The 26,446-nt window shown below is 66.7% G+C and carries 29 protein-coding genes and 2 pseudogenes; 16 read left to right on the top strand and 15 right to left on the bottom strand.

The window, feature by feature from the left end:
- Nucleotides 1-4: 4 nt before the first annotated feature.
- The 3 genes from AB0N05_RS10370 to AB0N05_RS10360 are packed head-to-tail and all read left to right on the top strand — an operon-like array spanning nt 5 to nt 2,913.
- A complete protein-coding gene (locus AB0N05_RS10370; protein WP_364690416.1) occupies nt 5-994 on the top strand; it encodes a hypothetical protein in 990 nt (329 codons plus the stop codon).
- A 13-nt stretch (nt 995-1,007) separates the two neighbouring features.
- Nucleotides 1,008-2,261 carry an adenylosuccinate synthetase gene (locus tag AB0N05_RS10365; RefSeq protein WP_364690413.1) on the top strand — a complete coding sequence of 418 codons (1,254 nt, stop codon included), beginning with the start codon at nt 1,008-1,010 and terminating at the stop codon, nt 2,259-2,261.
- Between the two features lie 10 nt (nt 2,262-2,271).
- Nucleotides 2,272-2,913, top strand: a complete 642-nt coding sequence (locus AB0N05_RS10360) for an NUDIX hydrolase (protein WP_364690410.1) — start codon at nt 2,272-2,274, stop codon at nt 2,911-2,913.
- 5 nt (nt 2,914-2,918) lie between these two features.
- On the opposite strand, the gene AB0N05_RS10355 is transcribed toward AB0N05_RS10360, so the two are convergent.
- The 3 genes from AB0N05_RS10355 to AB0N05_RS10345 form a co-directional block, all read right to left on the bottom strand.
- Nucleotides 2,919-3,125: a cupin domain-containing protein gene (locus tag AB0N05_RS10355; RefSeq protein ID WP_364690407.1), complete on the bottom strand. Its 207-nt coding sequence runs from the start codon at nt 3,123-3,125 to the stop codon at nt 2,919-2,921.
- A gap of 31 nt (nt 3,126-3,156) precedes the next feature.
- Nucleotides 3,157-4,656, bottom strand: coding sequence for a DUF4246 domain-containing protein (locus AB0N05_RS10350; RefSeq protein ID WP_364690404.1), 1,500 nt, complete (start codon nt 4,654-4,656; stop codon nt 3,157-3,159).
- A 128-nt stretch (nt 4,657-4,784) separates the two neighbouring features.
- On the bottom strand, nt 4,785-5,405 hold the full coding sequence (locus AB0N05_RS10345) for a DUF4126 domain-containing protein (protein WP_364690401.1): 621 nt from the start codon (nt 5,403-5,405) through the stop codon (nt 4,785-4,787).
- Nucleotides 5,406-5,601: 196 nt separating this feature from the next.
- On the opposite strand from AB0N05_RS10345, the gene AB0N05_RS10340 reads away from it, so the two are divergent.
- The 3 genes from AB0N05_RS10340 (at nt 5,602) to AB0N05_RS10330 (ending at nt 8,210) form a co-directional block, all read left to right on the top strand.
- Nucleotides 5,602-6,453: an NAD(P)H-binding protein gene (locus AB0N05_RS10340; protein ID WP_364690398.1), complete on the top strand. Its 852-nt coding sequence runs from the start codon at nt 5,602-5,604 to the stop codon at nt 6,451-6,453.
- Nucleotides 6,450-7,325 carry an alpha/beta hydrolase gene (locus AB0N05_RS10335; protein ID WP_364690395.1) on the top strand — a complete coding sequence of 292 codons (876 nt, stop codon included), beginning with the start codon at nt 6,450-6,452 and terminating at the stop codon, nt 7,323-7,325. The genes AB0N05_RS10340 and AB0N05_RS10335 overlap by 4 nt, the downstream gene beginning before the upstream one ends.
- 102 nt (nt 7,326-7,427) lie before the next feature.
- Nucleotides 7,428-8,210, top strand: coding sequence for an SDR family oxidoreductase (locus AB0N05_RS10330; RefSeq protein WP_364690392.1), 783 nt, complete (start codon nt 7,428-7,430; stop codon nt 8,208-8,210).
- A 19-nt stretch (nt 8,211-8,229) separates the two neighbouring features.
- Here AB0N05_RS10330 and AB0N05_RS10325 read toward each other — a convergent pair whose 3' ends face one another.
- From AB0N05_RS10325 to AB0N05_RS10315, 3 genes and pseudogenes are all read right to left on the bottom strand, one after another.
- Nucleotides 8,230-9,129: a LysR family transcriptional regulator gene (locus AB0N05_RS10325; RefSeq protein WP_364690389.1), complete on the bottom strand. Its 900-nt coding sequence runs from the start codon at nt 9,127-9,129 to the stop codon at nt 8,230-8,232.
- 106 nt (nt 9,130-9,235) lie between these two features.
- Nucleotides 9,236-9,403, bottom strand: a pseudogene (locus AB0N05_RS10320) (deaminase); the annotation flags it as partial.
- Between the two features lie 112 nt (nt 9,404-9,515).
- The gene (locus AB0N05_RS10315; protein ID WP_364690386.1) at nt 9,516-10,958 is read right to left on the bottom strand and encodes a carotenoid oxygenase family protein; all 1,443 of its coding nucleotides are present in this window, start codon (nt 10,956-10,958) and stop codon (nt 9,516-9,518) included.
- Nucleotides 10,959-11,021: 63 nt separating this feature from the next.
- On the opposite strand from AB0N05_RS10315, the gene AB0N05_RS10310 reads away from it, so the two are divergent.
- Nucleotides 11,022-11,705, top strand: a complete 684-nt coding sequence (locus tag AB0N05_RS10310; protein ID WP_364690383.1) for a WHG domain-containing protein — start codon at nt 11,022-11,024, stop codon at nt 11,703-11,705.
- A gap of 60 nt (nt 11,706-11,765) precedes the next feature.
- Here AB0N05_RS10310 and AB0N05_RS10305 read toward each other — a convergent pair whose 3' ends face one another.
- From AB0N05_RS10305 to AB0N05_RS10290, 4 genes are all read right to left on the bottom strand, one after another.
- A complete protein-coding gene (locus tag AB0N05_RS10305) occupies nt 11,766-12,911 on the bottom strand; it encodes a DUF6596 domain-containing protein (RefSeq protein WP_364690380.1) in 1,146 nt (381 codons plus the stop codon).
- A 6-nt stretch (nt 12,912-12,917) separates the two neighbouring features.
- A complete protein-coding gene (locus AB0N05_RS10300; RefSeq protein ID WP_364690377.1) occupies nt 12,918-13,325 on the bottom strand; it encodes a YciI family protein in 408 nt (135 codons plus the stop codon).
- Between the two features lie 30 nt (nt 13,326-13,355).
- On the bottom strand, nt 13,356-13,856 hold the full coding sequence (locus AB0N05_RS10295) for a pyridoxamine 5'-phosphate oxidase family protein (RefSeq protein WP_364690374.1): 501 nt from the start codon (nt 13,854-13,856) through the stop codon (nt 13,356-13,358).
- A 139-nt stretch (nt 13,857-13,995) separates the two neighbouring features.
- A complete protein-coding gene (locus AB0N05_RS10290) occupies nt 13,996-14,574 on the bottom strand; it encodes a helix-turn-helix domain-containing protein (protein ID WP_364690370.1) in 579 nt (192 codons plus the stop codon).
- Between the two features lie 101 nt (nt 14,575-14,675).
- Here AB0N05_RS10290 and AB0N05_RS10285 point away from each other — a divergent pair, with 101 nt between their 5' ends.
- Both AB0N05_RS10285 and AB0N05_RS10280 read left to right on the top strand, forming a co-directional pair.
- Complete coding sequence (locus AB0N05_RS10285; RefSeq protein ID WP_364690367.1) at nt 14,676-15,629, top strand: zinc-binding dehydrogenase; 954 nt, start codon at nt 14,676-14,678, stop codon at nt 15,627-15,629.
- A 111-nt stretch (nt 15,630-15,740) separates the two neighbouring features.
- On the top strand, nt 15,741-16,217 hold the full coding sequence (locus AB0N05_RS10280; RefSeq protein ID WP_364690364.1) for a DoxX family protein: 477 nt from the start codon (nt 15,741-15,743) through the stop codon (nt 16,215-16,217).
- A gap of 72 nt (nt 16,218-16,289) precedes the next feature.
- Here AB0N05_RS10280 and AB0N05_RS10275 read toward each other — a convergent pair whose 3' ends face one another.
- From AB0N05_RS10275 to AB0N05_RS10260, 4 genes are read right to left on the bottom strand one after another with little or no spacing between them, the layout of a single operon-like run.
- Nucleotides 16,290-16,547: a YciI family protein gene (locus AB0N05_RS10275; RefSeq protein ID WP_364690361.1), complete on the bottom strand. Its 258-nt coding sequence runs from the start codon at nt 16,545-16,547 to the stop codon at nt 16,290-16,292.
- Between the two features lie 18 nt (nt 16,548-16,565).
- Nucleotides 16,566-17,075 (bottom strand): transcription antitermination factor NusB, encoded by a 510-nt coding sequence (gene nusB, locus AB0N05_RS10270; protein ID WP_364690359.1) that lies wholly within the window; start codon nt 17,073-17,075, stop codon nt 16,566-16,568.
- A gap of 22 nt (nt 17,076-17,097) precedes the next feature.
- Nucleotides 17,098-17,661, bottom strand: coding sequence for an elongation factor P (gene efp, locus AB0N05_RS10265; protein ID WP_364690356.1), 564 nt, complete (start codon nt 17,659-17,661; stop codon nt 17,098-17,100).
- A 60-nt stretch (nt 17,662-17,721) separates the two neighbouring features.
- Entirely contained in the window at nt 17,722-18,846 is a 1,125-nt protein-coding gene (locus tag AB0N05_RS10260) for a Xaa-Pro peptidase family protein (RefSeq protein WP_364690353.1), read from the bottom strand.
- Nucleotides 18,847-18,998: 152 nt separating this feature from the next.
- On the opposite strand from AB0N05_RS10260, the gene AB0N05_RS10255 reads away from it, so the two are divergent.
- The 5 genes and pseudogenes from AB0N05_RS10255 to AB0N05_RS10235 all read left to right on the top strand — a co-directional run bounded on the left by AB0N05_RS10255 (nt 18,999) and on the right by AB0N05_RS10235 (nt 24,602).
- Nucleotides 18,999-19,460 carry an A24 family peptidase gene (locus AB0N05_RS10255; protein WP_364690350.1) on the top strand — a complete coding sequence of 154 codons (462 nt, stop codon included), beginning with the start codon at nt 18,999-19,001 and terminating at the stop codon, nt 19,458-19,460.
- A 60-nt stretch (nt 19,461-19,520) separates the two neighbouring features.
- Complete coding sequence (gene aroC, locus AB0N05_RS10250) at nt 19,521-20,729, top strand: chorismate synthase (RefSeq protein WP_364690347.1); 1,209 nt, start codon at nt 19,521-19,523, stop codon at nt 20,727-20,729.
- A gap of 23 nt (nt 20,730-20,752) precedes the next feature.
- Nucleotides 20,753-21,244: pseudogene (locus tag AB0N05_RS10245) on the top strand (shikimate kinase); the annotation flags it as partial.
- An 851-nt stretch (nt 21,245-22,095) separates the two neighbouring features.
- Nucleotides 22,096-23,214, top strand: coding sequence for a 3-dehydroquinate synthase (gene aroB, locus AB0N05_RS10240; RefSeq protein WP_364690344.1), 1,119 nt, complete (start codon nt 22,096-22,098; stop codon nt 23,212-23,214).
- A gap of 104 nt (nt 23,215-23,318) precedes the next feature.
- Nucleotides 23,319-24,602, top strand: a complete 1,284-nt coding sequence (locus AB0N05_RS10235) for an SMI1/KNR4 family protein (RefSeq protein ID WP_364690341.1) — start codon at nt 23,319-23,321, stop codon at nt 24,600-24,602.
- A gap of 85 nt (nt 24,603-24,687) precedes the next feature.
- Here AB0N05_RS10235 and AB0N05_RS10230 read toward each other — a convergent pair whose 3' ends face one another.
- Entirely contained in the window at nt 24,688-25,173 is a 486-nt protein-coding gene (locus AB0N05_RS10230) for a B-4DMT family transporter (RefSeq protein ID WP_364690338.1), read from the bottom strand.
- A gap of 147 nt (nt 25,174-25,320) precedes the next feature.
- On the opposite strand from AB0N05_RS10230, the gene AB0N05_RS10225 reads away from it, so the two are divergent.
- Together AB0N05_RS10225 and AB0N05_RS10220 are read left to right on the top strand one after the other, a co-directional pair.
- Complete coding sequence (locus AB0N05_RS10225; RefSeq protein ID WP_364690335.1) at nt 25,321-25,938, top strand: transcriptional regulator; 618 nt, start codon at nt 25,321-25,323, stop codon at nt 25,936-25,938.
- A 13-nt stretch (nt 25,939-25,951) separates the two neighbouring features.
- Complete coding sequence (locus AB0N05_RS10220) at nt 25,952-26,404, top strand: DUF3291 domain-containing protein (RefSeq protein ID WP_364690333.1); 453 nt, start codon at nt 25,952-25,954, stop codon at nt 26,402-26,404.
- The last annotated feature ends 42 nt before the right edge of the window (nt 26,405-26,446 follow it).

Raw genomic sequence — 26,446 nt, 5'->3', positions numbered from 1 at the left:
AGCAATGGGTTACGGCAATTGGGACGAGCGGGCGTTCGACGCCGCCCGCACCTTCCGCGCCGCGCACGGCATGGACGATTTCGGCTACACCGCCGATATGCGCTCGGTGCCGTGGGACAAGTGGAAGGCCCACAAGTCGCTGGATCCGAAGGGCGTGAAGCTCAGGGAATCCAGGGATTCCGACGATCACGGGAACTCGCTGCCGATCGCGGTGCTGTTCGATGTGACCGGGTCCATGGGCATGGTGCCGCGCATCATGCAGGAGAAGCTGGGCAAGCTGCATGGACTGTTGCAGCGCAAGGGATATGCCGAGGATCCGCAGATCCTGTTCGGCGGCATCGGCGACGCGGACTGCGACCGAGTTCCCTTGCAGGTCGGGCAGTTCGAGTCCGACAACCGGATGGACGAACAGCTGCGGCTCATCCTCCTCGAGGGCGGCGGAGGCGGGCAGAAGTCCGAAAGCTATGAGCTGGCCGCGTATTTCATCGCACGGCACACCGCGACGGATGCGTGGGAGAAGCGGGGCAAGAAGGGCTACCTGTTCATCGTCGGTGACGAGTTGAACAAAGCCCGGCTGGCGTCGCGGCATATTCGCAAGGTCATCGGAGACGATGTGAAGCAGGACATTGCCGTCGATTCCGTGTATCGCGAACTGTCGGATCGGTGGCATGTGCATTACGTCCTGCCCAATCAGTCCAGCTATTACGCGGATCCGGAGATCGCCGAGCACTGGACGGGACTGCTCGGCGAACGATTCATGCGCCTCGACGATCCGGCGGCGGTGTGCGAGCTGATCGCGCTGACCATCGGAATCGGTGAGGACCGCATCGATCTCGGTGCGGGACTGGCGGATCTGCGCGATATCGGCTCCGATGCTGCGGCCGATGCGGTCGGCAAGGCGCTCGCCCCGGTCGGCGGTACGCGCCGCACCCGCAGCGTCGGCGCGCTGCCCGCCGCGAGCGCCGGTGACGACGACGTCGACTTCGGAAACTAGAAGGGGGACAGCAATGTTCGGCGACCGCCACCTCATCGTGGTGGACCTGGGATTCGGCGATGCCGGTAAAGGGGCCACCGTGGACTGGCTGTGCTCACCCGAGGCGGGCTTGGACGTGGCCGCCGTGGTGCGGTTCAACGGTGGCGCGCAGGCGGCCCACAATGTGGTCGCGGGCGGGCGGCACCACACCTTCCGGCAGTTCGGGTCCGGCACCTTTTCCCGGGTGCCGACCCTGCTGTCGCGGCACATGCTGGTGGAGCCCATCGCCCTTGCCACCGAGGCGCGGGCCCTGGCGCGGCTGGGGATCGCCGATTCGCTGTCCCTGCTCTATGTGGATGAGCGGGCCCTGTTGACCACTCCGATTCACGGGGCCGCCAACCGGTGCCGGGAGGACACGAGGGGTGCTTCCCGGCACGGTTCGTGCGGTATCGGGATCGGGGAGACGGCAAGTTACGCGCTCTCGCATGATGCGCCCAGGGTCGCCGACTGTCGGCGGCCGGATGCGCTGCGGCGCAAGCTGATCGCGCTAGAAGAGCACTATCGTCCGCTGCTGGCGGGCGGCGCGCACCGGTTCGACCCGATCGACGATTTGATCGACGTCTATACCGAATTCGCCCGTGCCGTAAGGATTCTGCCCGGTGATCAGCTCACCGGGTTTGCCGACAATGGTCGCCTCGTATTCGAGGGCGCGCAGGGGGCGCTCCTGGACGAATGGCGTGGTCTGCACCCGTACACCACGTGGTCGACGGTGGAGCCGCGCAATGCTCGCGCGATGCTGGCGCGCATCGGCGCGGACGGCTACGTGTTGGGCGTGACCCGCAGCTATATGACCCGGCACGGGGCCGGGCCCTTCCCCACCGAGGACCCTGCCCTGTCGATTCCCGAGCGGCACAATGGAACCGGGCCGTATCAGGGTGGCTTCCGCATCGGCCACCTCGATCCGATCCTGCTGCGCTATGCCATCGACGCCTGCGATGGCATAGACGGTCTGGCCGTCAATCACCTCGACGCCGTCGGCGACATACGCACCGCCACCGGCTATCTCACCGAGGGAGGCTACGTGGACCGACTCGACCGCGGTGACTGGCAGGACCTCGACCACCAACAGCGGTTGACCGACCTGCTCGAGGCCGCCACACCCGCCTTGACCGCCCTGCCCGCCGATGTTCCCGGCTATCTGGAAGCCGAGCTCGGGGTGCCCGTCCTCCTCACCGCCGACGGCCCCGACCGAGCCGATCGCACGATCCGCATCCGGGCTACGGCATGATTGTGCACTTGTGGAGCAACAATCGGCGGTATCCATCGATGTGATCGCGCTGCGCTACGGGCGGGACGACAACACCGTCACCGTGGGCATCGCGCCCCGGCAATGGGATCCGTTCGCCGGTGAACTCGCTCTCCCCGGCGTACTCCTGCACCGCGGCGAGCGACTCGACGCCGCCGCCCGCCGCGCCGTGAGTACCAAACTGGGTGTCCCTGAGGACGCGATCATCGCCGTGGGCCAGCTGGCCACCTTCGACGAACCCAACCGTGACCCCCGCGGGCCCACCCTCTCCATCGCCATGTGGGCCGTCGTCGCCGACCACCCCGCCGACACCGCGCAGTGGCTTCCCTTCGACCAACTCCCCCACCTGGCCTTCGACCACAATCAGATCGTCACCGTCGGCCGTCGACGCTTGGCCGAAATGCTTTGGAAAGACCTGACTTTCACGCGAGCCCTCACCGGACCCCTATTCCCCGCAACCCGAGCCGTGGAACTGACCGCCGCCCTGCACGACACCCGCCCCGACCCCGGCAACCTCAACCGCACCCTCGCCGCGCTGCCCGGGCTGGCCCGCACCGGCGAACGAGTGCGCGTCAAAGCCACCGGCCGCCCCGCCGCCATGTGGTCCTTCACTCCGCCCGACGGGCTGCCCTGAGAGCGCTAGCGCTTGGGAATGCCGAGGTGGTCGGCACCGACCATCACGGCGATGAGGACCGCCGGTTCGTCGCCGTCATTGCGCCAGCTGTGCACTACACCGTTGATCACGAGCCAGTCCCCCGGCTTCAGGTGAATCTCGTTGTCCTCCAAGAGGAATACCGATTCACCGGACAACTGCATGACGCAGTCGACAGTCGCGCTGGCATGCATGGCCCGCACTGCCGGGCCGCCGGAACCGGATTCAATGCTCGCAGAGGGAGAATTCGCGCTCGTAGAGATCCTCATTGTGTTCGCCGATGAAGAACTTTCGTTCGCGCATCAGTTCCTCGCGGTAGGCCTTGGCCTGGTCCAAGGTCATGGTCGACGTTTCGGACCAGGGCTGCTGGGGCGGGATATCGGAGGTCGAGACGATCGTTGTCGAGGGGTCGACCAGGAAGAATGCCAGGATCTTGCGATGTCCGGGGCGGTCGGGGTCCGCGAGGCGGAAGGGGGCGACGCGATGCTGGAGGATGTTCGGGAATGCCAGCGCGCGGCCCGCGCCGGTCTGCACCGAACCCAGGACCTGATTCAACGGGTCCTCATCGGTCAGGCCGTACACGTCACGCACACCGTTGGAGTCGTTCTGTTCGTAGTCCGGATCGTCGATCGCGGCCCGGAAACCTAGTCGGCTCTCGGTGATGTTCTCACTGTCCCAGTAATAGATGCCGGTCGAGACGATGCGCTCATTCATCATTCCCTCGACATGCCAAGTGCCGCCCGGATATTCGGGCTTGTCGGGCGTGAGATGAATATTGGCGAGCTTGACGATGACCTGCAACCGGCGGCCGCTCAGGACGACTTGCTCGGAGTCCTCGGGACGCACCGGCGCTGTGAAGGCAGGCGCATCCGGAACGACCGGGCGACGCGTGTGCCACCATTCGTCCATTTCCCCCTCCCAGTCACGGCGGGCGTCCTCGTCGTCATCATCTTCGGGTTCGACCGGCTTCTCCGGATCCTCGTCGTACCAGGTCAGAGAATTGGCCTCGATCCGCAGGGGTCGCGGATGACGCAGATCCGTGAGCACGTTCTCGAACAACGGCCGCATGCGCGCGAAGACGTCCGGCAGCACGGACTCGAGTTCGCGATGGGCCACCGGATGCACATTGTTGACATACGACCGGAAGACGACATCACCATCGGCGCCGACCTCAACATCGGTGGGAAGCCATTGAAACTTCTCCGAGTACGCATACCGCGCACCCCCGGACCCCGGCTCCGGCCACGCCGAGTCGTCCGCCCGACTCACCCCACGCACGAAGCAGAACAGCGAGGGATGAACCAGATCCAGTACCTGTTCATCCGCCCCCGGATGCCAATCCCACTCGGCCTCCGGAACCTCCTCCACCACTCGAACCGCCTCCCGCAAACGGGATCTCAGCTCCTCATCGATCAAGCTGTCCGACTGCCAGACCCCATCAACCGCGGAAACCTCGATACCGCTCTCCGCGTCCCGCAGCTCGGCATAATGCGCCAATTCCTCGAGCACATAACGAATCTGAGCCTCAGTAAGCCCCTGCGCACCCGCCTCCCGAGTCCACCTGTCAACGATCCCGCCATCGTTCATCTTGTCGAACCACCGCGACTTCGCCCGAATCTCAGCACTGAGCCGCATCATCTCGAGCTCCCGCACCGTCCGCGGCGGCGCAACCGGCATCCGATGAGACTCAATGAACGGGAACGGAAAAGCAGATAGCTCAGTCATTCTCGCAATTCCCTCCCTGGCAGCCCGTCGGCCCCAACACTACTTCGACCGCCCGCTACCAGTGTTCACTGGTGCAGGCGTTCGTCGAGAACGGCCCAGCACCATTGAACACTCGATTTGCCGAGCACCTACTGGGACCTGCGGGCCGGGCGGGTTGGGTTGCGCTCTTGCCGGTCGTGCTTGCTGCGTAGCCATCGAGTCGCGCGGAATGCGAGCCAGCCCAGGGCGATCAGCACAATGAGGATGACGACGAAGGCCAGCACTGGGACGGCCAGCGCCAGGATTGTGAGGGCTAGGGAGGTTCCGTCTTCGGCGGTTGATACCACCGGATTGCCTACTCCTGCGGTTGTTCCCGTGACGAAGGGCCTTGCCACGGTGCGGCCGGCATGGATGCTGCCTGCGGTGACCGCGCCCAGGATGGCAGCGACTGCGGGCGGCAGGTGGGAGGAGAGGCTGGTGTCGGCGGTGAAGAGGATCGCACCGGAGACGGGGGCCACGAAGAGGCCGATGGTGTGTAGGACCGAATCCAAGGCTGGGATCTTGTCTCCGACGAGGTCTAGTAGGAATACGACACCGATACCGATCAGCGCGGGGGTTGACGACAGCCAGCCGTAGGAGCTGCCGAGGTCTATCCAGCCGAATCGGTCGGCCGCCCCGACCACCAGGAGGGGGAGCCAGGCATTGAGTCCAGCCGCACCCGACAATCCGAAGGCCCCGAGAACCGCCGCCACAGCCGCTGTGATCTCCATGCCACAAGTGTGAGGCATCGTCGCAATTACTTCACCTAAGAGGGGCGCTCCTCGGAAATGTCAAGGAAAGTTTGGCAATTCTATTGAATTGGGAGAACAAGAAACTTTTGTATTGTCAAGGGCTGCAAAATAATTTGCCAATCTGGGGTTTTCGGTTAAATTGGATTGCGGGATTTTGTTCTGCCCATTTCCACTGATGAGGGGTTGTCTGATGACGATTGTGGTGACTGGTGCTACCGGGACTGTTGGCGGGCTTGTTGTTCGGGAGTTGGTTGAGGCGGGGCATAAGGTGCGGGCGGTGACTCGGAATCCGGGGGCTGCCGTGTTGCCGGAATCGGTTGAGGTTGTGGGGGCGGATCTGGAGGAGCCGGAGTCGCTGGCGGGGGCGTTTGCGGGGGCGGAGAAGTTGTTTTTGCTGTCTCATCCGGATACCGCTGTCGCTGTGGCTCGGCTGGCTGAGCAGAGTGGGATCGGGCGGATTGTCACCTTGACCTCGCGACTGGCCGAGTTGGAGGAGCCGGGCGCGCTGCACCACCAGGTGGTCGAGCAGGCGGTGGAAGCCGTGGGAGTGGAATGGACACACGTCAGGCCGGGGTTGTTTGCCGCGAACCTGCTCGGTTGGGCCGGTGCGATCAGCCAGGGGGAGACAGTTCGCGAGCCGTATGCGGATTCGGCGCAGACTCCGATTCATGAGGCCGATGTCGCGGCGGTGGCGGTGGCCGCGCTCGTGCGAGAGGGACACGCGGGTAAGAGATATCCGCTGTCGGGGCCTCAGGTCCTCACCAAGCCGGAGCAATTGGCGGCGATCGGGGCTGGAATCGGGCGTGACCTCGCGTTCGAGGAGATTTCGCCGAAGGATTGGCGTGCCGCGCAAGCTGATTCGCTGCCGGAGTTCGTGCAGGATTTCCTGCTGGATATCTGGGCCGGTACCGCAGCGAACCCGGAACGGGTGGTGTCCACCGTGGCGGAGGTGACCGGTCGTCCGGCACGGTCGCTCAGCGAGTGGGCCGCGGATCATGCGGCGGACTTCGGCGGTGCGGCCAAGTGACCTCACGGATTGTGCACGTCGGTGATATCGAACTGTGGACCGAAAGTCTCGGCGACGCAGGGGCTCCCGCATTACTGCTACTCGCGGGGGACACGCTGTCCTCGACCAGTTGGCCGGACTCGCTGGTCCAGCGGTTCGTCGACGGCGGGCTCCGGGTGATCCGCTTCGACTATCGCGACACCGGCAGATCCACGTGGCGGGAGTTCTCCGAGCATCCGTACACATTCGACGATCTGGCCGCCGATGCGGTCGCGATACTCGACGGCTGGGAGGTCGATGCCGCGCACGTCGTGGGATTCGGGATGGGTGGCGGGATCTCGCAGTTGCTGGCGCTGGATTATGCGGCACGGTTGCGGACACTCACGCTGAGCAACTGTTTCGCGCTCGGGGTCGAGTTCTTCGACAACTGGGATCGGGCGCTGACCGGCGAGCCGACGCCCGATGGGCTGCCGACGCCGGACCGGCGGTTCGTCGAACTCGCCTTCGGCATCACACCGTCGGAAAATGGCGTACAGCAAGCGGTTTCCGGGGATTTCTACGATGCGAACGAGATCCGGGACGCGGAGCTGATCGCGCGGGAACACGCGGGCCGGGCCGATACCCGGGCGCTACATCCCCACGCCGGAGTACGCGACGGGCTCGACGGGCGCGGTGCCGAACTACCGGGAATCGCCACTCCGACACTGGTCATCGAAGGCATGCGCGACCCGATCAACCCGCCGCCACACGGTCGTCATCTCGCGGGCCTGATCCCTGGCGCGCGGCTGGTCGAGATCGAGGGAATGGGCCACTCCCTACCCGCCGCCGTGCATGAGAAATTCGCGGCGGCAGTCCTCGAGCACACCGGAATTGTCGCCCATTCAACGAAATAGGAATCGCCTATAGCACCTACTGCAATTTCGTCTTTGCCTCTCGTTCTTTCCCGGACGTAGCGTGAATTTCGTCGAGCAGACGAATACACGATCGAGAGGACCATGGACATGACGACGATCGGAAATGGATCGGGAATTCGAGAGCTCGAGGGAAAGCGGGCACTCGTGACAGGTGGTACGCGTGGAATCGGTGCGGCCGTCGTCCGGCAATTCCTGGACGCGGGCGCACAGGTACTCACCACCGCCAGGTCCGAGACCGGCACAGCGCCCGAGGGCGCGGCCTTCGTGGCGGCGGACGTGCGGTCTCGGGCCGGGGCGGAGGCGCTCGCCGCGGTCGCGCAGGAGGTGCTCGGCGGAGTGGACATCGTGGTCCACAATGCCGGTGGCGGGCAACCATTTTCGGGCAGCTCGGCCATTCCCGATGAGGTGTGGCAGGACGCGCTGGATTTGAACTTCCTGGCGTCGGTGCGGCTGGACTCGCTACTGACACCCGGTATGCGGGAACAGCGTTCGGGGATGATCGTGCATGTCTCCTCGGCCGCCGTCCCCGATCCTGCAGCACCGTTCCTGCACTACACGGCGGCGAAGGCGGCGCTGGAGAACTACAGCCGGGGACTGGCTTCGGAACTGGCCCCGTTCGGAATCCGGGTCAACACCGTGACTCCCGGCAGAACCGCCACCCCCGGCGGTGAAGCAGTGCGGGAGCAGTGGGCGCGGCTGAGTGCCGCGCCGGGCCCGAGCGACGCCACTGCCGTGCCGCCGCTGGGGCGCGAGGGGCAACCCGACGACATCGCCCACGCGGTGCTGTTCCTCGTCTCCGACCGGGCGAGCTGGCTGACCGGGAGCAATCTCGTCGTGGACGGCGGCGAATTCCCCAGGGGCTGAAGCGCCCAGGCCGATGCGCTCAAGAAACCGGTGAGAAGAAATCGGCCTTATGCCAGGTTTCTTGACGCAGGAGTTCGAGCAGGGCCTTCTCCGCCGGACCCGCACCAAGCCGGAGCGCGGCGAGAACGGGCTGGGATACGACCGGAAACACCGGACGCGCAAGGTGCTCATAACCTTCGGGCACCGCGGAGGCCGGAACAAGTGTCACTCCCAGCCCGTCGGCGGCCCAGCGCACGGCCGTCGCCGCCTGCGAGACACGGGCGACCGTCGTCGGCGTCAAATCATTGTCCCGCAACACATCCCGCAGCAGGCCGTCGAGCGCACTGTCACGGTCGAACCGCACCCACGGCTCCCCCGCCAGCTCACGCAACTCGACCCGGTCCGCCGCGAGCAGCCGATGCCCCGCGCCCAGCACCACGACGAACTCCTCATCGCCGAGGTGGTGGGCATCGGCGGCACCCTCTTCACACGGTGTCGCCACCAAGACAAGGTCCAGCACACCCCGACGTCCCAGCCGCTCCAACTCGGCGGGGTTCGGCTCCTCGAACACGGTCACCTCGAGCCGCGGGAAACGACGCCGCAAGGCGCCCAGCGCACTCGGCAACTGCCGGGTGCCCAGCCCCATCTGCGCCGCGACCAGCAGCTCACCCACCAGCTCATCGGCCCCGGCCCGCGCCGTCGCCCGAGCCCGCCGCGATGCGCTCACCGCGACCTCCGCCTCCCGCAGGAACGCGCGGCCCACCACGGTGGGCACCAGTCCGGTCGGCGTGCGGGCGAACAGTTGCACGCCGAGTTCCCGCTCCAGGGCACGAATCTGCTGGGACACCGACGGCTGAGCGACGTGCAGCGACTCCGCCGCCGCCGTCACCGAACCGTGTTCGGCGACGGCCAGGGCGTACTCGTACTGACGAAGGCTCATCGGCTCCGACCTCCTGCGATGGACCGCGATCCACCCGTTGTACTGGCTGAAACAGTAAGTGTCACAACACGGAAGCCGGAGCGTTTAGTCCATGACCAGCACGGATTCAGCCGTGAAGCGTGGGCCGGTAGACGAGCTGCCGGATATTGCCGTCGAGCGTGCGACTCTCGAGCAGCTCGAGGTCGAAGTCGGCCGCGCCCTGAAAGACCGCTTCAGCACCCGTCTTCCCGGTGATGACCGGGAAGACCGTCACCTCGATACGGGCGACCAGACCTGTAGGTATAGGTAACGGTCATGATGCTCTCCTCGAGTGCGGTTGATCGGATCTGTGGATGTAGACCCGACCCCGCGGCGAAACTCATTGCGGCCGATTGCCCGGGCGAACCTCAGCGATCGGCCGGAAGCCAGTTCCCGTGGAAACCCGCCGGAACCCGATGCGGAAGACCGATGCTCGCGATCGTCTCCAGCGTTCCGGCATCGAGAATCGCCAACTCGCTGCGATCGGCGGGGAGATCGGTGACATAGCCCATCAGGACGCCCTCGTCCTCACCGGAATCGGCAGCGGACGGCTGAAAGACGAACTCCCCCAACGCCTTCCCTGCCCCGAATGACCGCGTGTGCACGGTGTTCGAGTCGAGATCATGCTTCAACAACGCCGGGCTTCCACCGAAACCGGCGCTGATCGAGGGCGCGTACCCGTACCGATGCCGCTTACCGAGCAGGCGTTCGTCGACGCGCGGGAACTCCTGCGCGCGATCGTCGAGCCGCGACTCGCGAACGCGCCCGCCGACCAGATCCACCACCCAGCGATCCAGTGTCGGCTGCACTTCTCCCGGGCCGGTGGCGTCCCGGTCGAACATCTTCGAATGCCGCACGATATCGAGCACCACGGTGTCGCCGTCGTCGTAGGCGTTCATCGGGTGGAAGACGTAGCAGGGCTCGATATCGAACCACCGGACATCGGCATTGCCGCCCTCGCGCGGCATCACACCGACGCGGGCCGGATACCGCGGATTCCAGCCGAACGGAGTGCGAAGATCCCGGCGCACCTTGGTCACCTGCGCGACATCGGTGGGAGCGGGCACACGGACGCGTCCGATCAAGGCGGACAACAACAGTCGCGCCGGTAACCGCAGTCCACGCGGTACGGCCATGGCGGCAAACCGGCGCGTGTCGAAGGTGACCGGCAGGTCGTAGAACACCACGTATTTCTCGGTCAGCGAGAAGTCGTGCATCATCGGGTTCCCGCCGACCTCGATATCGATGGCACGCCGGGCCCGGCCATCGACCCCGATCACCGAGTACTGCACGGTGTTTCGCCGTCCGAAGGTGTACGACACCGCGTGCAGCTCACCGGTGGCCGGGTCGCGTTTGGGATGCGCGGTGTAGCCGCCGGTGAGCGTCCCATCGAAGTCGCACACCCCGATCGTGTCCAGCTCCTCGGTGAGTTCGTAGTTCTTGATACCGCCCTCGACCAGCGCCAGCGTGCGGCCCGCGTGTCCGATGACATTCGTATTGGCCCCCATTCCGAAGACTCCGGGAAGTCCGGCGATCGGTGGTTCACCCAAGGCCGCGACGGTCGAGGCACCACGCACCCAGCGATTGCGATACCACTCGGCCCTGCCATCCCGGATCCGGATGCCGTGCACCATCCCGTCGCCGGAGAACCAGTGGTAGAGGTCCGGGTCGATCTCCCCGATGGGGTTCGGGCCATTGCGGAGGTAGCGGCCGTCCAGATGGTCGGGGATCGTGCCGGTGACCGGAAGGTCTTTGAGCGTGAATTCGGTTCGGAGCGGAGCGAACTCGCCCTCGAGAAAGCGATTAACCATGTGGGCCCCCAGGTCCATAACAGCGTTATGGTCGTAGGATAACGCTGTTATGGAGACGTGGCAATGGTGACCTCGGGACAAGAACAGCCCGCTCGGAGCACGCGTGAGCGGCTGATCGAAGCAGGCATCCGGCTACTGGAAGAGGTGGGCCCGGAGGCGCTGCGAGCGCGCACCGTCGCCGCCAAGATCGGCGCGTCCACCATGGCCGTGTACACGCACTTCGGTGGCATGAACGCACTGCTCGACGCGGTCGCCGCCGAGGCCTTCGCCCGCTTCGGCGCTGCGCTCGACGTCCCCGAGACCGACGATCCGGTCGCCGACTTCTTCGTCGCGGGCAACGCCTACCGCACCTACGCACTCGCCAACCCGCAGCGCTACCGACTCATGTTCGGGCTGGTCTCCCCGCAAACCACGCATCCGGCGGCCCTGAATCTCAGCACCCCGGGCGCTCCCGTCGAATCCACCGTCGGCACAACATCTTTCAACCAGATGATGCACCTCGTCGAGCGCATGATCGAGGCCGGTCGGATCCGCGCGGACCCGGTCGCCGATATCGCGGGACGATTGTGGAGTCTCGTACACGGCATCGTCCTACTCGAAATCACCGGCTATCTCGGACACGCCGAGCACGCCGTCACCAATATCCTCGGCCCCGCCACCACGGACCTGCTCGTCGGCATGGGAGACGAACGGAGTCGGATCGAGCAGTCGATGGTGCACGCGAGGGAGCGGCTCACCAAAGCCTGACGGCGTGCTGGCCGCGCGCGAGAGCTACGACCTACCGTCCGCCTGATACACGGCGGCAACTCACTCACGAAGTTGAGCGTTGAGCCGAGCCGCTTGTCGTGTGAGGTGTTCGCGCTCGAGGAGATTCGGCGCGGACCGAGCGGCTTCCGCGTACAGGCGGGCCGCGGTGACCGGATCACCGTCTCGCTCGTGCAGGTAGGCCGCGGCGGCCGTGTAGCGAGGAAGGGCGGGGTCGAGTTCGGCCAGTGCCGTCAGTCCGGCGCGGGGACCGTCAGCCTCTCCGACCGCGACGGCGCGATTGAGGCGAGCCACGGGATTGCCTGTGACGCACAGCAATTCGTCGTACCATTCGACGATCTGCACCCAGTCGGTTTCCTCGGCCGTGCGAGCGTCAGCGTGCAGCGCGGCGATCGCGGCCTGAATCTGGAACTCGCCCAGGCGATCCCGAGCCAGAGCCGCCTGAAGTATGTCGACACCCTCGGCGATCAGGCGGGCGTTCCAGAGGCTGCGGTCCTGTTCGGCGAGAGGCACGAGCCTGCCGTCGGGACTGGTCCGCGCCGGACGCCGCGCGTGGTGCAGCAGCATGAGCGCGAGCAGGCCCGCGACCTCCTCGTGTTTGATCCCGGCCGCCAGCTGCCGAGTGAGTCGAATCGCCTCGGCGGCAAGGTCTATGTCGCCCGAGTAGCCCTCATTGAAGACCAGGTAGAGCACCCGCAGTACCGTGCCGACGTCACCGGGCTGGTCGAACCGGATGCCCGAGACGGTCCGCTTGGCGCGGCTGATGCGTTGCGCCATGGTCGCTTCCGGCACGAGGTAGGCCTGCGCGATCTGCCGCGTGGTCAGGCCGCCGACCGCGCGCAGTGTCAGCGCGACGGCCGAGGCCGGTGTCAAAGATGGGTGCGCGCACAGGAAATACAGCTGAAGCGTGTCGTCCGCAGCCTCGCCGGGGCCGGGCTCGGGCTCCGCCTCCACAAGCTCCTCGCGCCGCTGCCGGGAGCTGTCGGCGCGGGCGGCGTCGAGGAATTTGCGCCAGGCGACCGTGACCAGCCAGCCCTTGGGGTCGTGCGGCGGATCGTCCGGCCATACCCGCACCGCCTCCATGAGGGCTTCCTGCACGGCATCCTCGGCCGCCGCGAAATCCGCGCCACGGCGGCCGAGAATCCCGATCACGGTGGGTGTGAGGGTCCGCAGCAGAGCCTCATCCACGATGCGTCACTCCGTGATGGTCGGGGGCACGCCGTAGAACGGGCGCACCTCGAGCCACTCGTGGATCGGCTTGCCTCCCGCACCCGGAGCCGCGGACAGCTCGGCGGCGAGTTCGTATGCCCGCTCACGGGATTCGACGTCGATGATCATCCCACCGGCGATGAGGTCCTTGGTCTCCGCGAACGGGCCGTCGGTGACCGGCGGTTTGCCCTCGCCGTCGAAGCGGACGAACGTGCCCTCCGGCGAGAGCGCCAGTTCGTCGACGAATTCGCCTGCGGCGTCGAGCTTATCGGCGAAATCCCGCATGTATTGGATGTGCGCCGTGATCTCCTCCGGCGTCCATTGATCCATCGGCACATCGTTGACCGAGGCGGGCGCGCCCCGATAGTGCTTGAGCAGAAGGTATTTGGCCATGATGGTCTCCTTGGATGAAGTGTCGACGGCTCAGGCGCGCTGACGTTCTTCGCGCTGTCGGACCAGTTCCTCGACCGCGGTCGGCAGCGTGTTCTCGAAGTCGATGAGCTTCGCCCACGTCGGGGTCACCACGACCCGGACCATGCCGTCACTGTAGAGCGAACGCACCTCGGCCTCCCACACGACCCGCTGCTCGGCCGTCATCTCGTAGGTGGTGTTCGCCGTGAGGTACTCCTCCGGGATGCCATCGACGTAATCCAGCTCGGCGCGACCGCGAATAAGCAGGATCTGGGGCGGGTGCACCTCGGTGTCGATGGTCAGCGCAACCATCGGGTTACTGCGCAGCGAGGCCAGCTTCGGGGCGTTCTTGGTGGTGCACATGACGATCTGCGTGCCGTTCCAGACGAACGCGATCGGCACATTGCGGGGCGTGCCGTCCTTGGCCACGTAGGCCAAGCGGGTCAGGTCTCTGGCGAGCAGCTCCCGGCTCAGCGGGCGGTTCAGAATCTCGGCGATCTCGTTCGGTTGCATGGCATTCCTCCTCGGTGCGATCCGGCCCCTTCGGCCGTGTTCACTGCGGGGACGGAGCCACGCACGGATTCTCGACATCCCACCGCGAAACTTTTTGGCCGATTTCGATCACACCACGAACCGCGCACTCACGCTCCGGTTACGCGGGACCGCGCAGCACCGACTCCACCAGCTCACGGACGGCGGTCCGCAGGCGTTCGACCTCCCCCGCGCGCACCATGCCCGAAGCCATGTCCGAGCCCAGCCCGCTGAGCAGCAGGCGGCCGGTGACCTCGGCATCGAGATCGGGACGGGCCTCGCGCACCAGAGCGGTGATGTGGGCGTCCCAGGTGGCGTGGAATTCGGCGGTGCGCGGATGCGGGTCCACCGTTCGGTAGGCCACCATGAGCTCCACATTGTCGGCGACTATCGAGGTCATGGCATCGAAGAAGGCCAGCAGCCGCTCGCCCGCGGGAGCTCCGGGACCGAGCGGCGGCGGGCCGGTGGTGATCGCGGCCATCAACGTCTCCGCGGGGGCCGCGATCATCTCGTGCAGCAGGCCCGCGCGATTTCCGAAGCGATGAAAAATCGTGCCCTTGCCGACCCCGGCGGCCGCGGCGACGCGGTCCATGGTGATGGCCTCGGCGCCGTGTTCGTCGAGCAGCGCCCGGGTGGCGTCCAGGATCGCGCGCCGGTTGCGTGCCGCGTCGGCGCGTTCCTTGGGCTGCTCAGCAGGCATTTCCTCGACTTTCGTTGACAAGTTGACCGGCGGTCCATATCGTAACCGAACGTAACTGGACCGACAGTCAACTTGTGGGGTTTGCAATGCAGGCAATCGTAATGACAGCGACCGGTGGGCCCGAAGTACTGGTGGCGCAGGATGTTCCCGCGCCCCGGCCGCAACCGGGCGAGGTGCTCGTGCGGAACGAGGCGATTCCGGTGCTGTACCCGGAGACGCTGGTGCGCTCCGGAGCCTTCCCCATACCGATTCCGCTGCCCTTGATCTTCGGCACCCAGGCGGTGGGCGTGATCACCGAGGTCGGGGCGGGCGTCGACGCGGCGCTGATCGGGCAGCGAGTCGCCGTGGCCTCCAATGGTTTCGGCACCTTTGCCGAACTGGTCAGCGTTCCCGCCGAATCCACGGTCCGGATTCCGGACGGGCTGCCCTCCGCGGACGCGGCGGCGGTCATGATGAGCGGATCGGTGGCCATTCCACTGCTGGAGACGGCCAAGCTGACCGGCACCGAGACCGTACTGATCGAGGCCGCCGCAACGGGGGTCGGCGGGTATCTGACCCAGTTGGCCAAGGAGTACGGTGCGGCCCGCGTGATCGCCACCGCGGGCGGGCCCGAAAAGGCCGACCGGGCGCGGGAATTCGGCGCGGACGAGGTCATCGACCACCTCGACCCGAACTGGCCCGAGCGGCTGCGCGAAATCCTCGGCGGCGCAACGATCGATGTGGTGTTCGATTCGATCGGCGGCGAATCCGCGCGCACCGTACTGGATCTCATGACGCCACTGCGCGGGCGGATGCTCAGTTACGGCCTGCTGTCCGGCGGATTCGCCCAGGTGTCGGCCATGGATCTGGTCATGCGCGGCCTCACCCTGATCGGCTGCTCCGGGGCGGACTGGCTGGCCGGGGTGGCACAGGCACGCGGCGCGGCCCTCGAGCGGGCGGCCGCGGGTTCCCTCACTCCGCTCGTCGATCGGGTTCTCCCCCTCGACCAGGCCGCGCACGCCCACCAGCTGATTGAAGACCGCGCGGTCAAGGGAACCATCATCCTTCAGCCCTGACGGGCCAATCGAATTCGGCCGACCAGTATCCGCTGGTCGGCCGGACTTCGTGAACCACCCGGGTGACGCGTCCGTAGTAACGGGCACCACGGACCGGCTCGGAGGTCGACCATGCAGCTCCTACGTTCAGATCACCCCACCGGACTCACGCCGCGCACCCCGGCCGCGGCCGTATTCGGGCTCTTCCGCATGCTCGTCGGCGTCAGCTTCGCCATACACGGCCTCTCGGAGTTGTACGGGATTCCCGTCAAGCCCTACGGCAGCCATGTCGCGGCCTTCGCGAGCTGGCCACACTGGTGGGCGGGCGCGATCGAGCTGATCGGCGGGGCATTGGTGGCCCTGGGCCTCGGCACCAGAGTCGCCGCCGTGCTGTGCTCGGGCGCAATGGCTTACGCCTATCTGACCGTGCACCTGCATCGCGGCCTGCTGCCGATCAAGAACGGCGGGGAGTCGGCGGCCATGTTCTGCTGGGCCTTCTTCCTGATCGCGGTGGCAGGTCCCGGATCGTTCGCACTCGCGGCACTGTGGCGCTGGCGCAAGAGGTCCCGATCCCCCGCCCGGGTGCCGTCCGACCAGCCTCACACTTGATCGACGAAAGAGCCCGCACCGAATTCGGTGCGGGCTCTTTCGTATTCGCCTATGGAAGCTCAGCTCCCCGAGCTAGGGGTTGATTTCCCATTCGTAGACAGTGAGTTCCGAAGCGCCGGTGAGGTGGATCGGGTCGGTCGCGACCAGTTCCTTTGCGGCGTCCAGACTCTCGGCCAGCAGCACGTACGCGCCACCCGAGCCGTCGGTGAACTTGCCGGATTCCACCAGCTGTCCTCGTGATTGGACCGCCTCGAGCCAGGCTCGATGCGGTTCGATCACGGACTGCTCGAAGCGCGGGGTGCGCATGGCCATGACCAGGTACTTACGCACCCTGCGAATCTCCTTGTGCTACTTCTCGTCGTCGACGGGTGCGGGGGCGCGGGTAGCGGCCGCCGCGGCGCGAACCTGCGGGGCCACCAGGACCACCTGGCCGAGCACGCCATTGATGAACGAGGGGGAATCGTCGGTGGAAAGCTCCTTGGCGAGCTCCACCGCTTCATCGACGGCCACCACGGGGGGAACGTCGTTGGCGTGGAACAACTCCCACACCGCCACCCGCAGAATCGCGCGGTCCACGGCGGGAAGCCGGGACAGCGCCCAATCCTGCAGGTAGGACTCGATGGTGCCGTCCACTCGGTCCAGATCGTCGGCGACGCCTTCGACCAGGACGCGGGTGTAGGGGTTCACCGGAGCCACCGAATCGTCACGCACGGAGAGCGAGACGCGGTCGGACAGCAGTTCGGCGGGATCCACATCGCGAGCCTCGGCCTCGAAGAGGAGGTCGACGGCCCGGCGACGCGCCTTGTGCCGCGCACCGAGCTTCTTGTAGTTCGACTTTTTGTCGGGCTGATCGGCCACGGTCACTATTATCCCGCGCGCGTCAGGAGTTGACGCGGCTGATGTAGCTGCCGTCGCGAGTGTCGATGCGCAGCTTGTCACCCTGGTTGATGAACAGCGGCACCTGAACCTCGGCGCCGGTCTCCACGGTGGCAGGCTTGGTGCCCGCGCTCGAGCGGTCGCCCTGCAGGCCCGGCTCGGTGTGCGTGACGATCACGTCGATGGCGACGGGGAGCTCCACGAACAGCGCCTCACCCTCGTGCATCGCAATCTGGACCTGCATGTTCTCGAGCAGGAAGCCCGCGTTCTTGCCGAGGATGGCGTCGCCCAGATGAATCTGGTCGTAGGTGTCGCCGTCCATGAAGATGTAATCCGAACCATCGTGGTACAGGAAGGTCATATCGCGACGGTCGACGGTCGCGGTCTCCACCTTGACGCCGGCATTGAAGGTCTTGTCGACCACCTTGCCGGACAGCACGTTCTTCAGCTTGGTACGCACGAAGGCGGGACCCTTACCGGGCTTCACATGCTGGAACTCGATAATCTGCTGCAAATTATTATCGATCTTCAGCACGAGGCCGTTCTTGAAGTCGCTGGTATCCGCCACTGTCCTCGGATCTCCTGTTCTAGTTTCCATTCGCGGCACGCCGCGGTGGCAAACCGTTCGTCAGTCGACGACGGTCAGGTCTTTGCTGGTGCGGGTGAGCAGTTCCGGGCCCCCCTGGCGAACCACGAGCGTATCCTCGATCCGGACTCCGCCGCGGCCGGGGAAATACACACCTGGCTCGACGGTCACCGCCACGCCCTCGAGAAGTGTACCCGTGCCCGTTTTGGCGATTCCGGGCGCTTCATGGATCTGCAGGCCGACACCGTGTCCGAGGCCGTGCACGAACAGCTCGCCATAGCCCGCCGCCGCGATCACCGAGCGGGACGCGGCGTCGACCGCGCGCGTGGCGGCACCCGGTGTGAGCGCCTCGCGGCCCGCCCGCTGCGACTCCTTGACCAGGTCATAGATCTCGCGCTGCCAGTCCGAGGGCTGCCCGAGCACGTAGGTGCGGGTCATATCGGAGTGGTAGCCGCCGATCATCGCGCCGAAGTCGAGCTTCACGAAGTCGCCGGTCGCCAGGACCGCCTCGGTCGGGCGATGATGCGGGACGGCCGAATTCGCCCCGGTCGCGACGATGGTCTCGAAGGCGATGGCATCCGCGCCGTGCTCGAACATGAGCCATTCCAGCTCGCGGGCCACCTGACGTTCGGTGCGGCCCGGGCGCAGGCCGCCGCGCTCGAGCAGGGTGGCCAGGGCGATATCGGCGGCATCGCAGGCGGCGCGCAGGCGGCCGACCTCGAAATCGTCCTTCACCATGCGCAGCTGTTCGACCAGGCCGGAGGTGGCGACCAGGTCCAATCCGGTGCCCTGCGCGACGAATGCGCGATGCTGATCGACGGTCACGATATGGCTCTCGAAGCCGACCCGACCGGTCTGCCATTCCCCCGCGATCTCCACCACGCGGCGGGCGCTGGCCCGGTTGATCTCCGCGCGCAGATCCGGGACCTGTTCATTGACCTGCGTGATGTAGCGGCCGTCGGTGCAGATGACCGTGCGGTCCTCGGTGGTGTCCCAGGCGTAGACCAGCAGTGCGGCATTCGAACCGGTGAATCCGGTCAGATAGCGAATATTGATCAGGTCCGTGACCAGCAGCGCGTCGACGCGGTTCTCGACCAGCAAGTTCCGCAAGTTGGCGCGGCGGGCCGCGTGGTCGGGGCGCGGGACCGGATCGAGATCAGCAGACATGGTTTCAAAGCTACCGCCGACACGCCACAACACAGACACACAACACGTGAACCGATCTGTCACAGAAAGGCCCGGTATTCACATGCCAAGGGGTTATCCACAATTCGTGATTCGACGCCCCACGGCGGTCGCCGAAGAGGCAAGCTCGATGCATGCCTCTGACCGCCCTGCTCGCGCTCCTGACCTGGTGCGCTGTCCTGAGTTGGATCGACCTGCGCTCGCGGCGACTGCCGAACGCGCTGACGCTGCCCGGGGCAGCGGCCGTCATCGGATACGCGGGCGCGCTAGGGCAGTGCAGGACGGCGATGCTCGGGGCCCTGCTGCTCGGTCTTCCCTATTTACTTGTGCATCTGCTGTCACCGATGACACTCGGAGCCGGTGATGTGAAACTCGCGCTCGGCCTCGGCGCGGCCACCGCGCTGGGCGGTGCGCAGGCCTGGGTCTGGGCCGCCCTCGGCGCACCCGTGCTGACGGCGCTCGCGGGCACCGGAATTCTGCTGGCGCGCGCGGCGCGACCGTGGAATTCTCGTGCTCCCGCACCCGGTCCCCACGTCCTCGCGCACGGTCCCGCCATGTGCGCGTCGAGTCTGGTTGCGCTACTTGCCACGCGATGACATCGGCCCACGCCGGACCGCGTGTCCGGGCACCCGTCCCTGCATGGAAAGATGTAACTCGTGTTGCGCTGGATAACTGCCGGAGAATCCCATGGTCCCGCTCTTGTCACCATCCTCGAGGGGATGGTGGCCGGTGTCGAGGTGACCTCTGCCGACATTGCCGGACAGCTGGCGCGCCGCCGCCTGGGGTATGGGCGTGGGGCCCGGATGAAGTTCGAGGCCGACGCGGTCAGCATGATCGGCGGCGTACGTCACGGGCGCACCATGGGTGGTCCGGTCGCCATCGAAGTCGGCAACTCCGAGTGGCCCAAGTGGACGCAGGTCATGTCCGCCGACCCGGTCGACGAGGCGGAACTGGCCGAGCTGGCCCGCAACGCACCGCTCACCCGGCCGCGCCCGGGGCATGCCGATTACTCGGGCATGCTCAAGTACGGCTTCGACGATGCCCGGAATGTGCTGGAGCGGGCCAGCGCCCGTGAAACCGCGGCGCGGGTCGCGGCGGGCACGGTCGCCAAGAACTTCCTGCGCCAGGCGCTCGGTGTCGAGGTGATCTCGCACGTGGTGTCGATCGGCGCGGCCGCCAACACCACCGGTGTGGTTCCGACCGCGACCGATCTGGATGCCATCGACGAGAGCCCGGTGCGCGCGTTCGACAAGGACGCCGAGGCCGCCATGATCGCCGAGATCGAGGCCGCCAAGAAGGACGGCGACACCCTGGGCGGCGTGGTCGAGGTCGTGATCGAGGGGCTGCCCGTCGGTCTGGGCTCGTTCACCAGCGGTGAGGCGCGCCTGGATTCGCGACTAGCCGCCGCGCTCATGGGCATTCAGGCCATCAAGGGCGTCGAGGTGGGCGACGGTTTCGAGACCGCGCGCCGCCGCGGCAGCCAGGCCCACGACGAGATGAAGCCGGGTCCGGACGGCGTGCTGCGCTCCACCAACCGCGCGGGCGGTCTGGAAGGCGGCATGACCAATGGCGAGCCGCTGCGAGTGCGCGCCGCCATGAAGCCGATCTCCACCGTGCCGCGCGCGCTGGCGACCGTCGATATGTCCACCGGTGACGAGGCCGTCGCCATCCACCAGCGCTCGGATGTGTGCGCTGTGCCCGCGGCCGGTGTGGTCGCCGAGGCCATGGTCGCCCTCGTGGTCGCCCAGGCGGTACTGGAGAAGTTCGCCGGTGACTCGCTGCCCGAGACGGTCGACAACATCACCAGCTACCTGAAGCGAATCAACGCGCGCCCGCACATTCCCTCGGGCAACGCGCCACAGTGACCGGGGAGTCCGACCAGTCGCCGCTGAGCGTTGTGCTGGTCGGTCCGCCCGGGTCGGGCAAGTCGACCATCGGCCGCAAACTCGCCCGCGAACTCGGCGTGGACCTCTACGACACCGATGCCGGGATCGAAGAGCAGACCGGACGCACCATCCCGGAGATCTTCGCCGAGGATGGCGAACCGGAATTCCGGCGCATCGAAGAACAGGTCGTCCGCGACGCCGTCCTGGCGGGCCACGGCGTGGTCTCGCTCGGCGGCGGTTCGGTGCTGTCGGCCGCCACCCGCGAACTGCTGCGCGGACGGACCGTCATCTACCTGGAAATCAGTGTGGGCGAAGGACTTCGCCGCACCGGCGCCAGCACCAACCGGCCCCTGCTCGTCGGTGATGACCCGGCCAAGAAATACCGCGAGATCATGAAGCACCGCCGCCCGCTGTACCGCGAGGTGGCGAGCATTCGCGTGCGCACCGACGGCCGCAGTCCGGGCCGCGTGGTGCGCATGATCCTGGCCAAACTCGGACTCGAATCCACGGTGCGCCCGGAGGATTCGGCCGCCGAAGAAGCCGCCACCCAGACCGCCGCCGACTCCGGGCGCACACGCCCGCGTCGCCGACGCCGTCGCGGACGCGGTCGAGGCGATCAGGCAACAACGGCCGCCGGATCGAATCCGGCCGTGTCCGAAGCGAATTCCGCATCTGCATCAACAGGCGATGCCAATTCGGGCGCGGCCCGGGCAACCGCATCGAGCGACGCGGACAACGCGGAGGCAACCGACGCCCCGAAGCGCCGCCGCAGTCGGCGTTCTCGCCGTCGCGGCCGTCGCCCGGACGCCACCGCCACCGAATCCGCCCAGTCCACAACCGCAGCCAGCTCCGCCTCAGCCAGCTCTGCGGCAACCGGAGCCGCGGCAACCAGCTCCTCCGCGACTGGATCCTCGGCATCCGGATCCGCCACCAGCTCCGCTGCCGCCCAGCAGAACTCGAACGCGCCGCAGGATTCGAACCGGCGGCGGAATTCCACCGCATCGCAGGACGAGAACGCCTCTCAGGGCAGGAACTCGCCCCGGGGCAGGAATTCACCGCAGGGCGCGAACTCACCACAGCACGGGAACTCGCCGCAGGGCGGTAACTCGCCACAGAGCGGGGACGCATCGCGGGGCGCGAACTCACCCCAGGGCGCGAACTCACCCCAGGGCGGCGACTCGCCCGAGGGCGGGGACGCCTCTCAGCAGGCCGATCCGGCGGCTGGACCCGCGGCCGCGCCTGGGAGCGGCCGTTCCCGCCGCGCTCGCGCCCGCAGGGCTCGGGCTCGAGCCCGGGCGCAGCACACCTCTGACCAACCCGCACAAGAAGAATCGGAGCAGCACTGATGAGTGAGCCGACCCGTATCGAGGTCCGCACCGCAGACCCGTACCCGGTGATCATCGGGCGCGGCCTGCTGGGTGACCTGGTTGATCAGGTGACCGGGAATTCCGGCACGCGCACGGTGGCGATCTTCCATCAGCCGCCGCTGGCCGAGACCGCCGAGGTGGTGCGGAAGGCACTGGCGGACAAGGGGATCGATGCGCACCGGATCGAGATCCCGGATGCCGAGGACGGTAAGGATCTTCAGGTCGCCGGGTTCTGCTGGGAGGTACTGGGGCGGATCGGCTTGACCCGCAAGGACGCCATCATCAGCTTGGGCGGCGGCGCGGCCACCGACCTGTCCGGTTTCGTGGCGGCCACCTGGATGCGCGGGGTGGACATCATTCATGTGCCCACCACCCTGCTGGCCATGGTGGACGCGGCGGTCGGCGGCAAGACCGGCATCAATACCGAGGCGGGCAAGAACCTGGTCGGCAGCTTCCACGAGCCGGCCGCCGTCATGGTGGACCTGGCGACCCTGGAGACGGTGCCGCGCAATGAGATCGTGGCCGGTATGGCCGAGATCATCAAGGCCGGTTTCATCGCCGACCCGGTGATCCTGGAACTGATCGAGCGCGATCCCCAGGCCGCCCTCGACCCGACCGGCGAGGTGCTGCCGGAGCTCATTCGCCGCGCCATCCAGGTCAAGGCGAATGTGGTCGCCGCCGACCTCAAGGAATCGGATCTGCGCGAGATCCTGAACTACGGCCACACGCTCGGCCATGCCATCGAGCGCCGCGAGCGCTACCGCTGGCGTCACGGTGCCGCCGTCTCGGTGGGCCTGGTGTTCGCCGCCGAACTCGGCCGCCTGGCCGGTCGCCTCGACGACGCCACCGCCGACCGCCACGCCGCGGTCCTGTCCAGCGTCGGCCTGCCCACCACCTACGACGCCGACGCCCTCCCCCAGCTGCTGGACACCATGCAGACCGATAAGAAGACCCGCTCTGGCGTCCTGCGCTTCGTGGTCCTCGACGGCCTCGCCAAGCCCGGCCGCCTGGAAGGCCCGGACCCGAGCCTGCTCGCCGCCGCCTACTCGGCCATCGCCCGCGAGCAGAGCACCGGCGGAACCGCGATCCTGCTCTGAGCAGGCGTCTCGAAACCCCTTGACCGGCACTTGGTTTGGCCGCCGGGATGGAGGCCACCGGCATGCGTGCCGAACTTGTCGGTGGCCGGTCGTAAGCTCGGGTAATGAACTGGCGACCATGGTTGGAGCGGTGGAGCGAGGAATGGATCATCAGCAGAGATGCTGATGATCAGATTCCCGAGGAGGTGCGGCAGCAGCGCTGGCTCGGGTATGCCCCGGCCGCCGAGGCCGACGTCGCGGCGGTCGAGGAGCGCCTCGGTCTGAGGTTGCCGCCCTCGTATCGCGACTTCCTGCTGACCACCGATGGGTGGCGGCATGCCGGGGAGTTCGTGTGGCAGATGCGTGACACCACCAATCTGGGGTGGGTGCGTGATCTCGAATCGCACTGGGAGTCGTGGGCCGATCTGATCGCCGATCCGGTCGACGCGCCGGGTAACCCGTTCAGTCGCGGGCTACTGATCTCGCTGCACGCCGACGCCGGAATTCTGTTCCTCGACCCGGCCGACCGCGACGAGAACGGCGAGTGGGCGGCATACAGCGCGTTTTCCTGGTCCGAATTTCCGCGGCGATACCCGTCGTTCACTGCGCTCATGGAATCGAATTACCAGGGCCTTCATCACTTGCGTCAACCGGCGGGGAGCACCCGTGACGACTGGGATCTGGCGGTGGAACAGTCTCGGGGCGAGGCTCTGGCCGGGGACATCGATAAGGCCCTGCCGACACTGGAAAAGGCCGATAAGTTCGGCAGGCCACGCGCCGCTGTCCTGCGGGTCCAGTTGCTGGCGTTCCTCGGCGCCTCCCCCTACGAGGCCTCCCAGCTGATGTCGCATCTGCTGCCTCCGGCGTCCGTCCCGGACGACTTCTTCACCGGTCCACTCTTCACCGAAGAGTTCCTGCCCTGCATGTTCCTGCAACACGAAAACAACGAGCCCTGGCGTGCTTCCGTGCTCGAAAGCGCCCAGTACCTGGCAGACAGGGCGCTCACCGCGCACCGCGTATCCCTCGAACTCGCCCGGCAACACGAACACGAGGGGCCCTATCAGCTCTCCAAACTCGATGTGGCCCAAAGGCTGAAAATCACCCAGAACGACCAAGGGTTGCAGATTGGACCCGCTATCGACGAGTACCGAGCGCGGATGCAGCAGCCCGGCTACCGACTCACCTACGGAAACCAGGAATTCGATACCGCGGTACGAAACGCGCTCGCCGAACACCGCTCGGACCCGACGGCCCTATGGCATGCGCTCGAAGCCGCGATGACGCACTGGCGGCCCCGCACCCCGGATCACATCGCCCCGGTCGCGCTGCTCGCCGACCCCGTGCTGGCGAACAGCCTCACCCCGGAACGCGGCCGCGCGCTGCTGAGTACACCGCGGCGTGGCCAGTGACCCCAGCGGTCCGCTTCTGAGACACCGCAAATGGCGAAACGCCCCGAACCGCAGTGCGGTTCGGGGCGCTTCTCGTATGAGTCCGTCAGACTGCGGCGGGTTCCTTGTTCAGAGACACGCTCTCGTCCGGCTTGCCGGGGTTGTTCTTGCGCTCCCGCCCGGCCAGGAAGCGACCGATGGTCACGCCGATCATGCCGGGGATGAAGATCAGCAGGATGATGAACGACGCGCCCGAGGTGATCTCGAACAGCAGGCCGTTGTCACCCAGATCGAACTTGGGCAGGAAGTCCAGCAGCCAGGCCACCAGGCCCGCGCCGAGACCGCCCGCGAGGCCTGCCTTGAGCCAGACCATGGTGAGATCGGCGCCGTTCTCGGGCTCGGCATTCTTGCGCCGGTCGGCGCGACCGTCCAGGAAACCCCAGGCGAGCACGGCCGCGACCAGCACGATCAGGCAGAAGATTCGCATATACGAGCCATTGGTCGGCCACTGCACCATGGCGAAACCGAGCAAGGTCCGCAGCACTACGGTCAGCGCCCCCAGCCCGACGGCGCGCAACACCCACGCATTCATGTCGATCACCTTAACCTGCGCGGCCGCGTGGCCGAACTGAAACTCGTTCCAGAACCTTAACGCGTTCGCCGCGACGGGGCGCACACGGGGCATGGGCGGCTCACCTCTCCGCCCGGGACCATGCGGTATTCGCGCTACGTTTACCCGGTGAGCATCGAAGCCGTCGCCCTGCTGCACGATCCGATCCGCAGGCGTTTGTACGACTACGTCGCCGCCGCGGACCATGACGTGAGTCGTGACGAGGCCGCCGAGGCGGCCGAGATCAAACGGCCGCTGGCCGCCTTCCATCTCGACAAGCTTGCCGAGGCGGGACTACTGGACGCGGTCTTCCGGCGGCCCGAGGGGCGCAGCGGACCGGGGTCGGGTCGGCCTGCCAAGTTCTATCGACGCGCGGACGCCGAATTCGCGATCACCCTGCCAGCCCGGGACTATCGCACGCTCGCAACGGTTCTCGCCGAGGCCACCGAATACGCGGGACTCGAGGCTGCCATCGAGAAGGCCGCCGCCGCACACGGTCCCGCACTCGAGGGCCGCGATCTCCTGGACGCGCTGCGCGAGCGCGGCTACGAGCCCTACCTCGACGGCGAGGTGATTCGCCTGCGCAACTGCCCTTTTCACCGGCTCGCCGTGGACTTCCCGCCGCTGGTGTGCGGCATGAACCTCGCGCTGCTCACGGGCCCGGCGAACGAAGCGGGGTGGATCGCCCACATGGACGCGGCACCGGGCAGATGTTGCGTAAGCTTTTCTAAAATCAATACACGTTAGTTATAGTCACCTCATGCACCTCGCCCAGTTCAATATCGGCCGTCTCGCCGCACCCCAGGACGACCCGCGCGTCGTCGAATTCGTGGCCGCACTCGACAAGATCAATGCCCTCGCCGACATCGCCCCCGGCTTCATCTGGCGACTGGTGGACGGCGAGGCCAATAACGCAACCGCCCTGCACCCCTACGAATCCGACCCGGACACGATCATCACCATGAGCGTCTGGGAATCGCGCGACCAACTGTTCGACTACGTCTACCGCAGCGGCCACATGGAGTACCTGCGCCGCCGCCGCGAATGGTTCGTCCCCTTGGGCGAGGTGGCCGCGGTCATGTGGTGGGTTCCGATCGGCCACATCCCGACCGTCACCGAAGGCGTCGAACGCCTGGAACTCCTGCGCGCCAATGGCCCGACCCCGGCGGCCTTCACCTTCCGCAATGCGTTCGAACCACAGCCGGTCGCCTGAGCCCAGATGACAGCAATCCCGGTCAGCGCCTGACGGGCACTG

Source organism: Nocardia sp. NPDC051030 (assembly GCF_040683015.1).
Taxonomy (GTDB): Bacteria; Actinomycetota; Actinomycetes; order Mycobacteriales; family Mycobacteriaceae; genus Nocardia.
This window is presented reverse-complemented; position numbering and strand designations above follow the sequence as displayed.

What these genes read in the sequence shown, in the direction of transcription:
- AB0N05_RS10370 (WP_364690416.1), top strand. Translation starts at nt 5, where the DNA reads ATGGGTTACGGCAATTGGGACGAGCGGGCGTTCGACGCCGCCCGCACC.
- AB0N05_RS10365 (WP_364690413.1), top strand. Translation starts at nt 1,008, where the DNA reads ATGTTCGGCGACCGCCACCTCATCGTGGTGGACCTGGGATTCGGCGAT.
- AB0N05_RS10355 (WP_364690407.1), bottom strand. Translation starts at nt 3,125, where the DNA reads ATGCATGCCAGCGCGACTGTCGACTGCGTCATGCAGTTGTCCGGTGAA.
- AB0N05_RS10350 (WP_364690404.1), bottom strand. Translation starts at nt 4,656, where the DNA reads ATGACTGAGCTATCTGCTTTTCCGTTCCCGTTCATTGAGTCTCATCGG.
- AB0N05_RS10345 (WP_364690401.1), bottom strand. Translation starts at nt 5,405, where the DNA reads ATGGAGATCACAGCGGCTGTGGCGGCGGTTCTCGGGGCCTTCGGATTG.
- AB0N05_RS10340 (WP_364690398.1), top strand. Translation starts at nt 5,602, where the DNA reads ATGAGGGGTTGTCTGATGACGATTGTGGTGACTGGTGCTACCGGGACT.
- AB0N05_RS10330 (WP_364690392.1), top strand. Translation starts at nt 7,428, where the DNA reads ATGGACATGACGACGATCGGAAATGGATCGGGAATTCGAGAGCTCGAG.
- AB0N05_RS10325 (WP_364690389.1), bottom strand. Translation starts at nt 9,129, where the DNA reads ATGAGCCTTCGTCAGTACGAGTACGCCCTGGCCGTCGCCGAACACGGT.
- AB0N05_RS10315 (WP_364690386.1), bottom strand. Translation starts at nt 10,958, where the DNA reads ATGGTTAATCGCTTTCTCGAGGGCGAGTTCGCTCCGCTCCGAACCGAA.
- AB0N05_RS10310 (WP_364690383.1), top strand. Translation starts at nt 11,022, where the DNA reads ATGGTGACCTCGGGACAAGAACAGCCCGCTCGGAGCACGCGTGAGCGG.
- AB0N05_RS10300 (WP_364690377.1), bottom strand. Translation starts at nt 13,325, where the DNA reads ATGGCCAAATACCTTCTGCTCAAGCACTATCGGGGCGCGCCCGCCTCG.
- AB0N05_RS10295 (WP_364690374.1), bottom strand. Translation starts at nt 13,856, where the DNA reads ATGCAACCGAACGAGATCGCCGAGATTCTGAACCGCCCGCTGAGCCGG.
- AB0N05_RS10290 (WP_364690370.1), bottom strand. Translation starts at nt 14,574, where the DNA reads ATGCCTGCTGAGCAGCCCAAGGAACGCGCCGACGCGGCACGCAACCGG.
- AB0N05_RS10285 (WP_364690367.1), top strand. Translation starts at nt 14,676, where the DNA reads ATGACAGCGACCGGTGGGCCCGAAGTACTGGTGGCGCAGGATGTTCCC.
- AB0N05_RS10280 (WP_364690364.1), top strand. Translation starts at nt 15,741, where the DNA reads ATGCAGCTCCTACGTTCAGATCACCCCACCGGACTCACGCCGCGCACC.
- AB0N05_RS10260 (WP_364690353.1), bottom strand. Translation starts at nt 18,846, where the DNA reads ATGTCTGCTGATCTCGATCCGGTCCCGCGCCCCGACCACGCGGCCCGC.
- AB0N05_RS10255 (WP_364690350.1), top strand. Translation starts at nt 18,999, where the DNA reads ATGCCTCTGACCGCCCTGCTCGCGCTCCTGACCTGGTGCGCTGTCCTG.
- aroB (WP_364690344.1), top strand. Translation starts at nt 22,096, where the DNA reads ATGAGTGAGCCGACCCGTATCGAGGTCCGCACCGCAGACCCGTACCCG.
- AB0N05_RS10235 (WP_364690341.1), top strand. Translation starts at nt 23,319, where the DNA reads ATGAACTGGCGACCATGGTTGGAGCGGTGGAGCGAGGAATGGATCATC.
- AB0N05_RS10230 (WP_364690338.1), bottom strand. Translation starts at nt 25,173, where the DNA reads ATGAATGCGTGGGTGTTGCGCGCCGTCGGGCTGGGGGCGCTGACCGTA.
- AB0N05_RS10220 (WP_364690333.1), top strand. Translation starts at nt 25,952, where the DNA reads ATGCACCTCGCCCAGTTCAATATCGGCCGTCTCGCCGCACCCCAGGAC.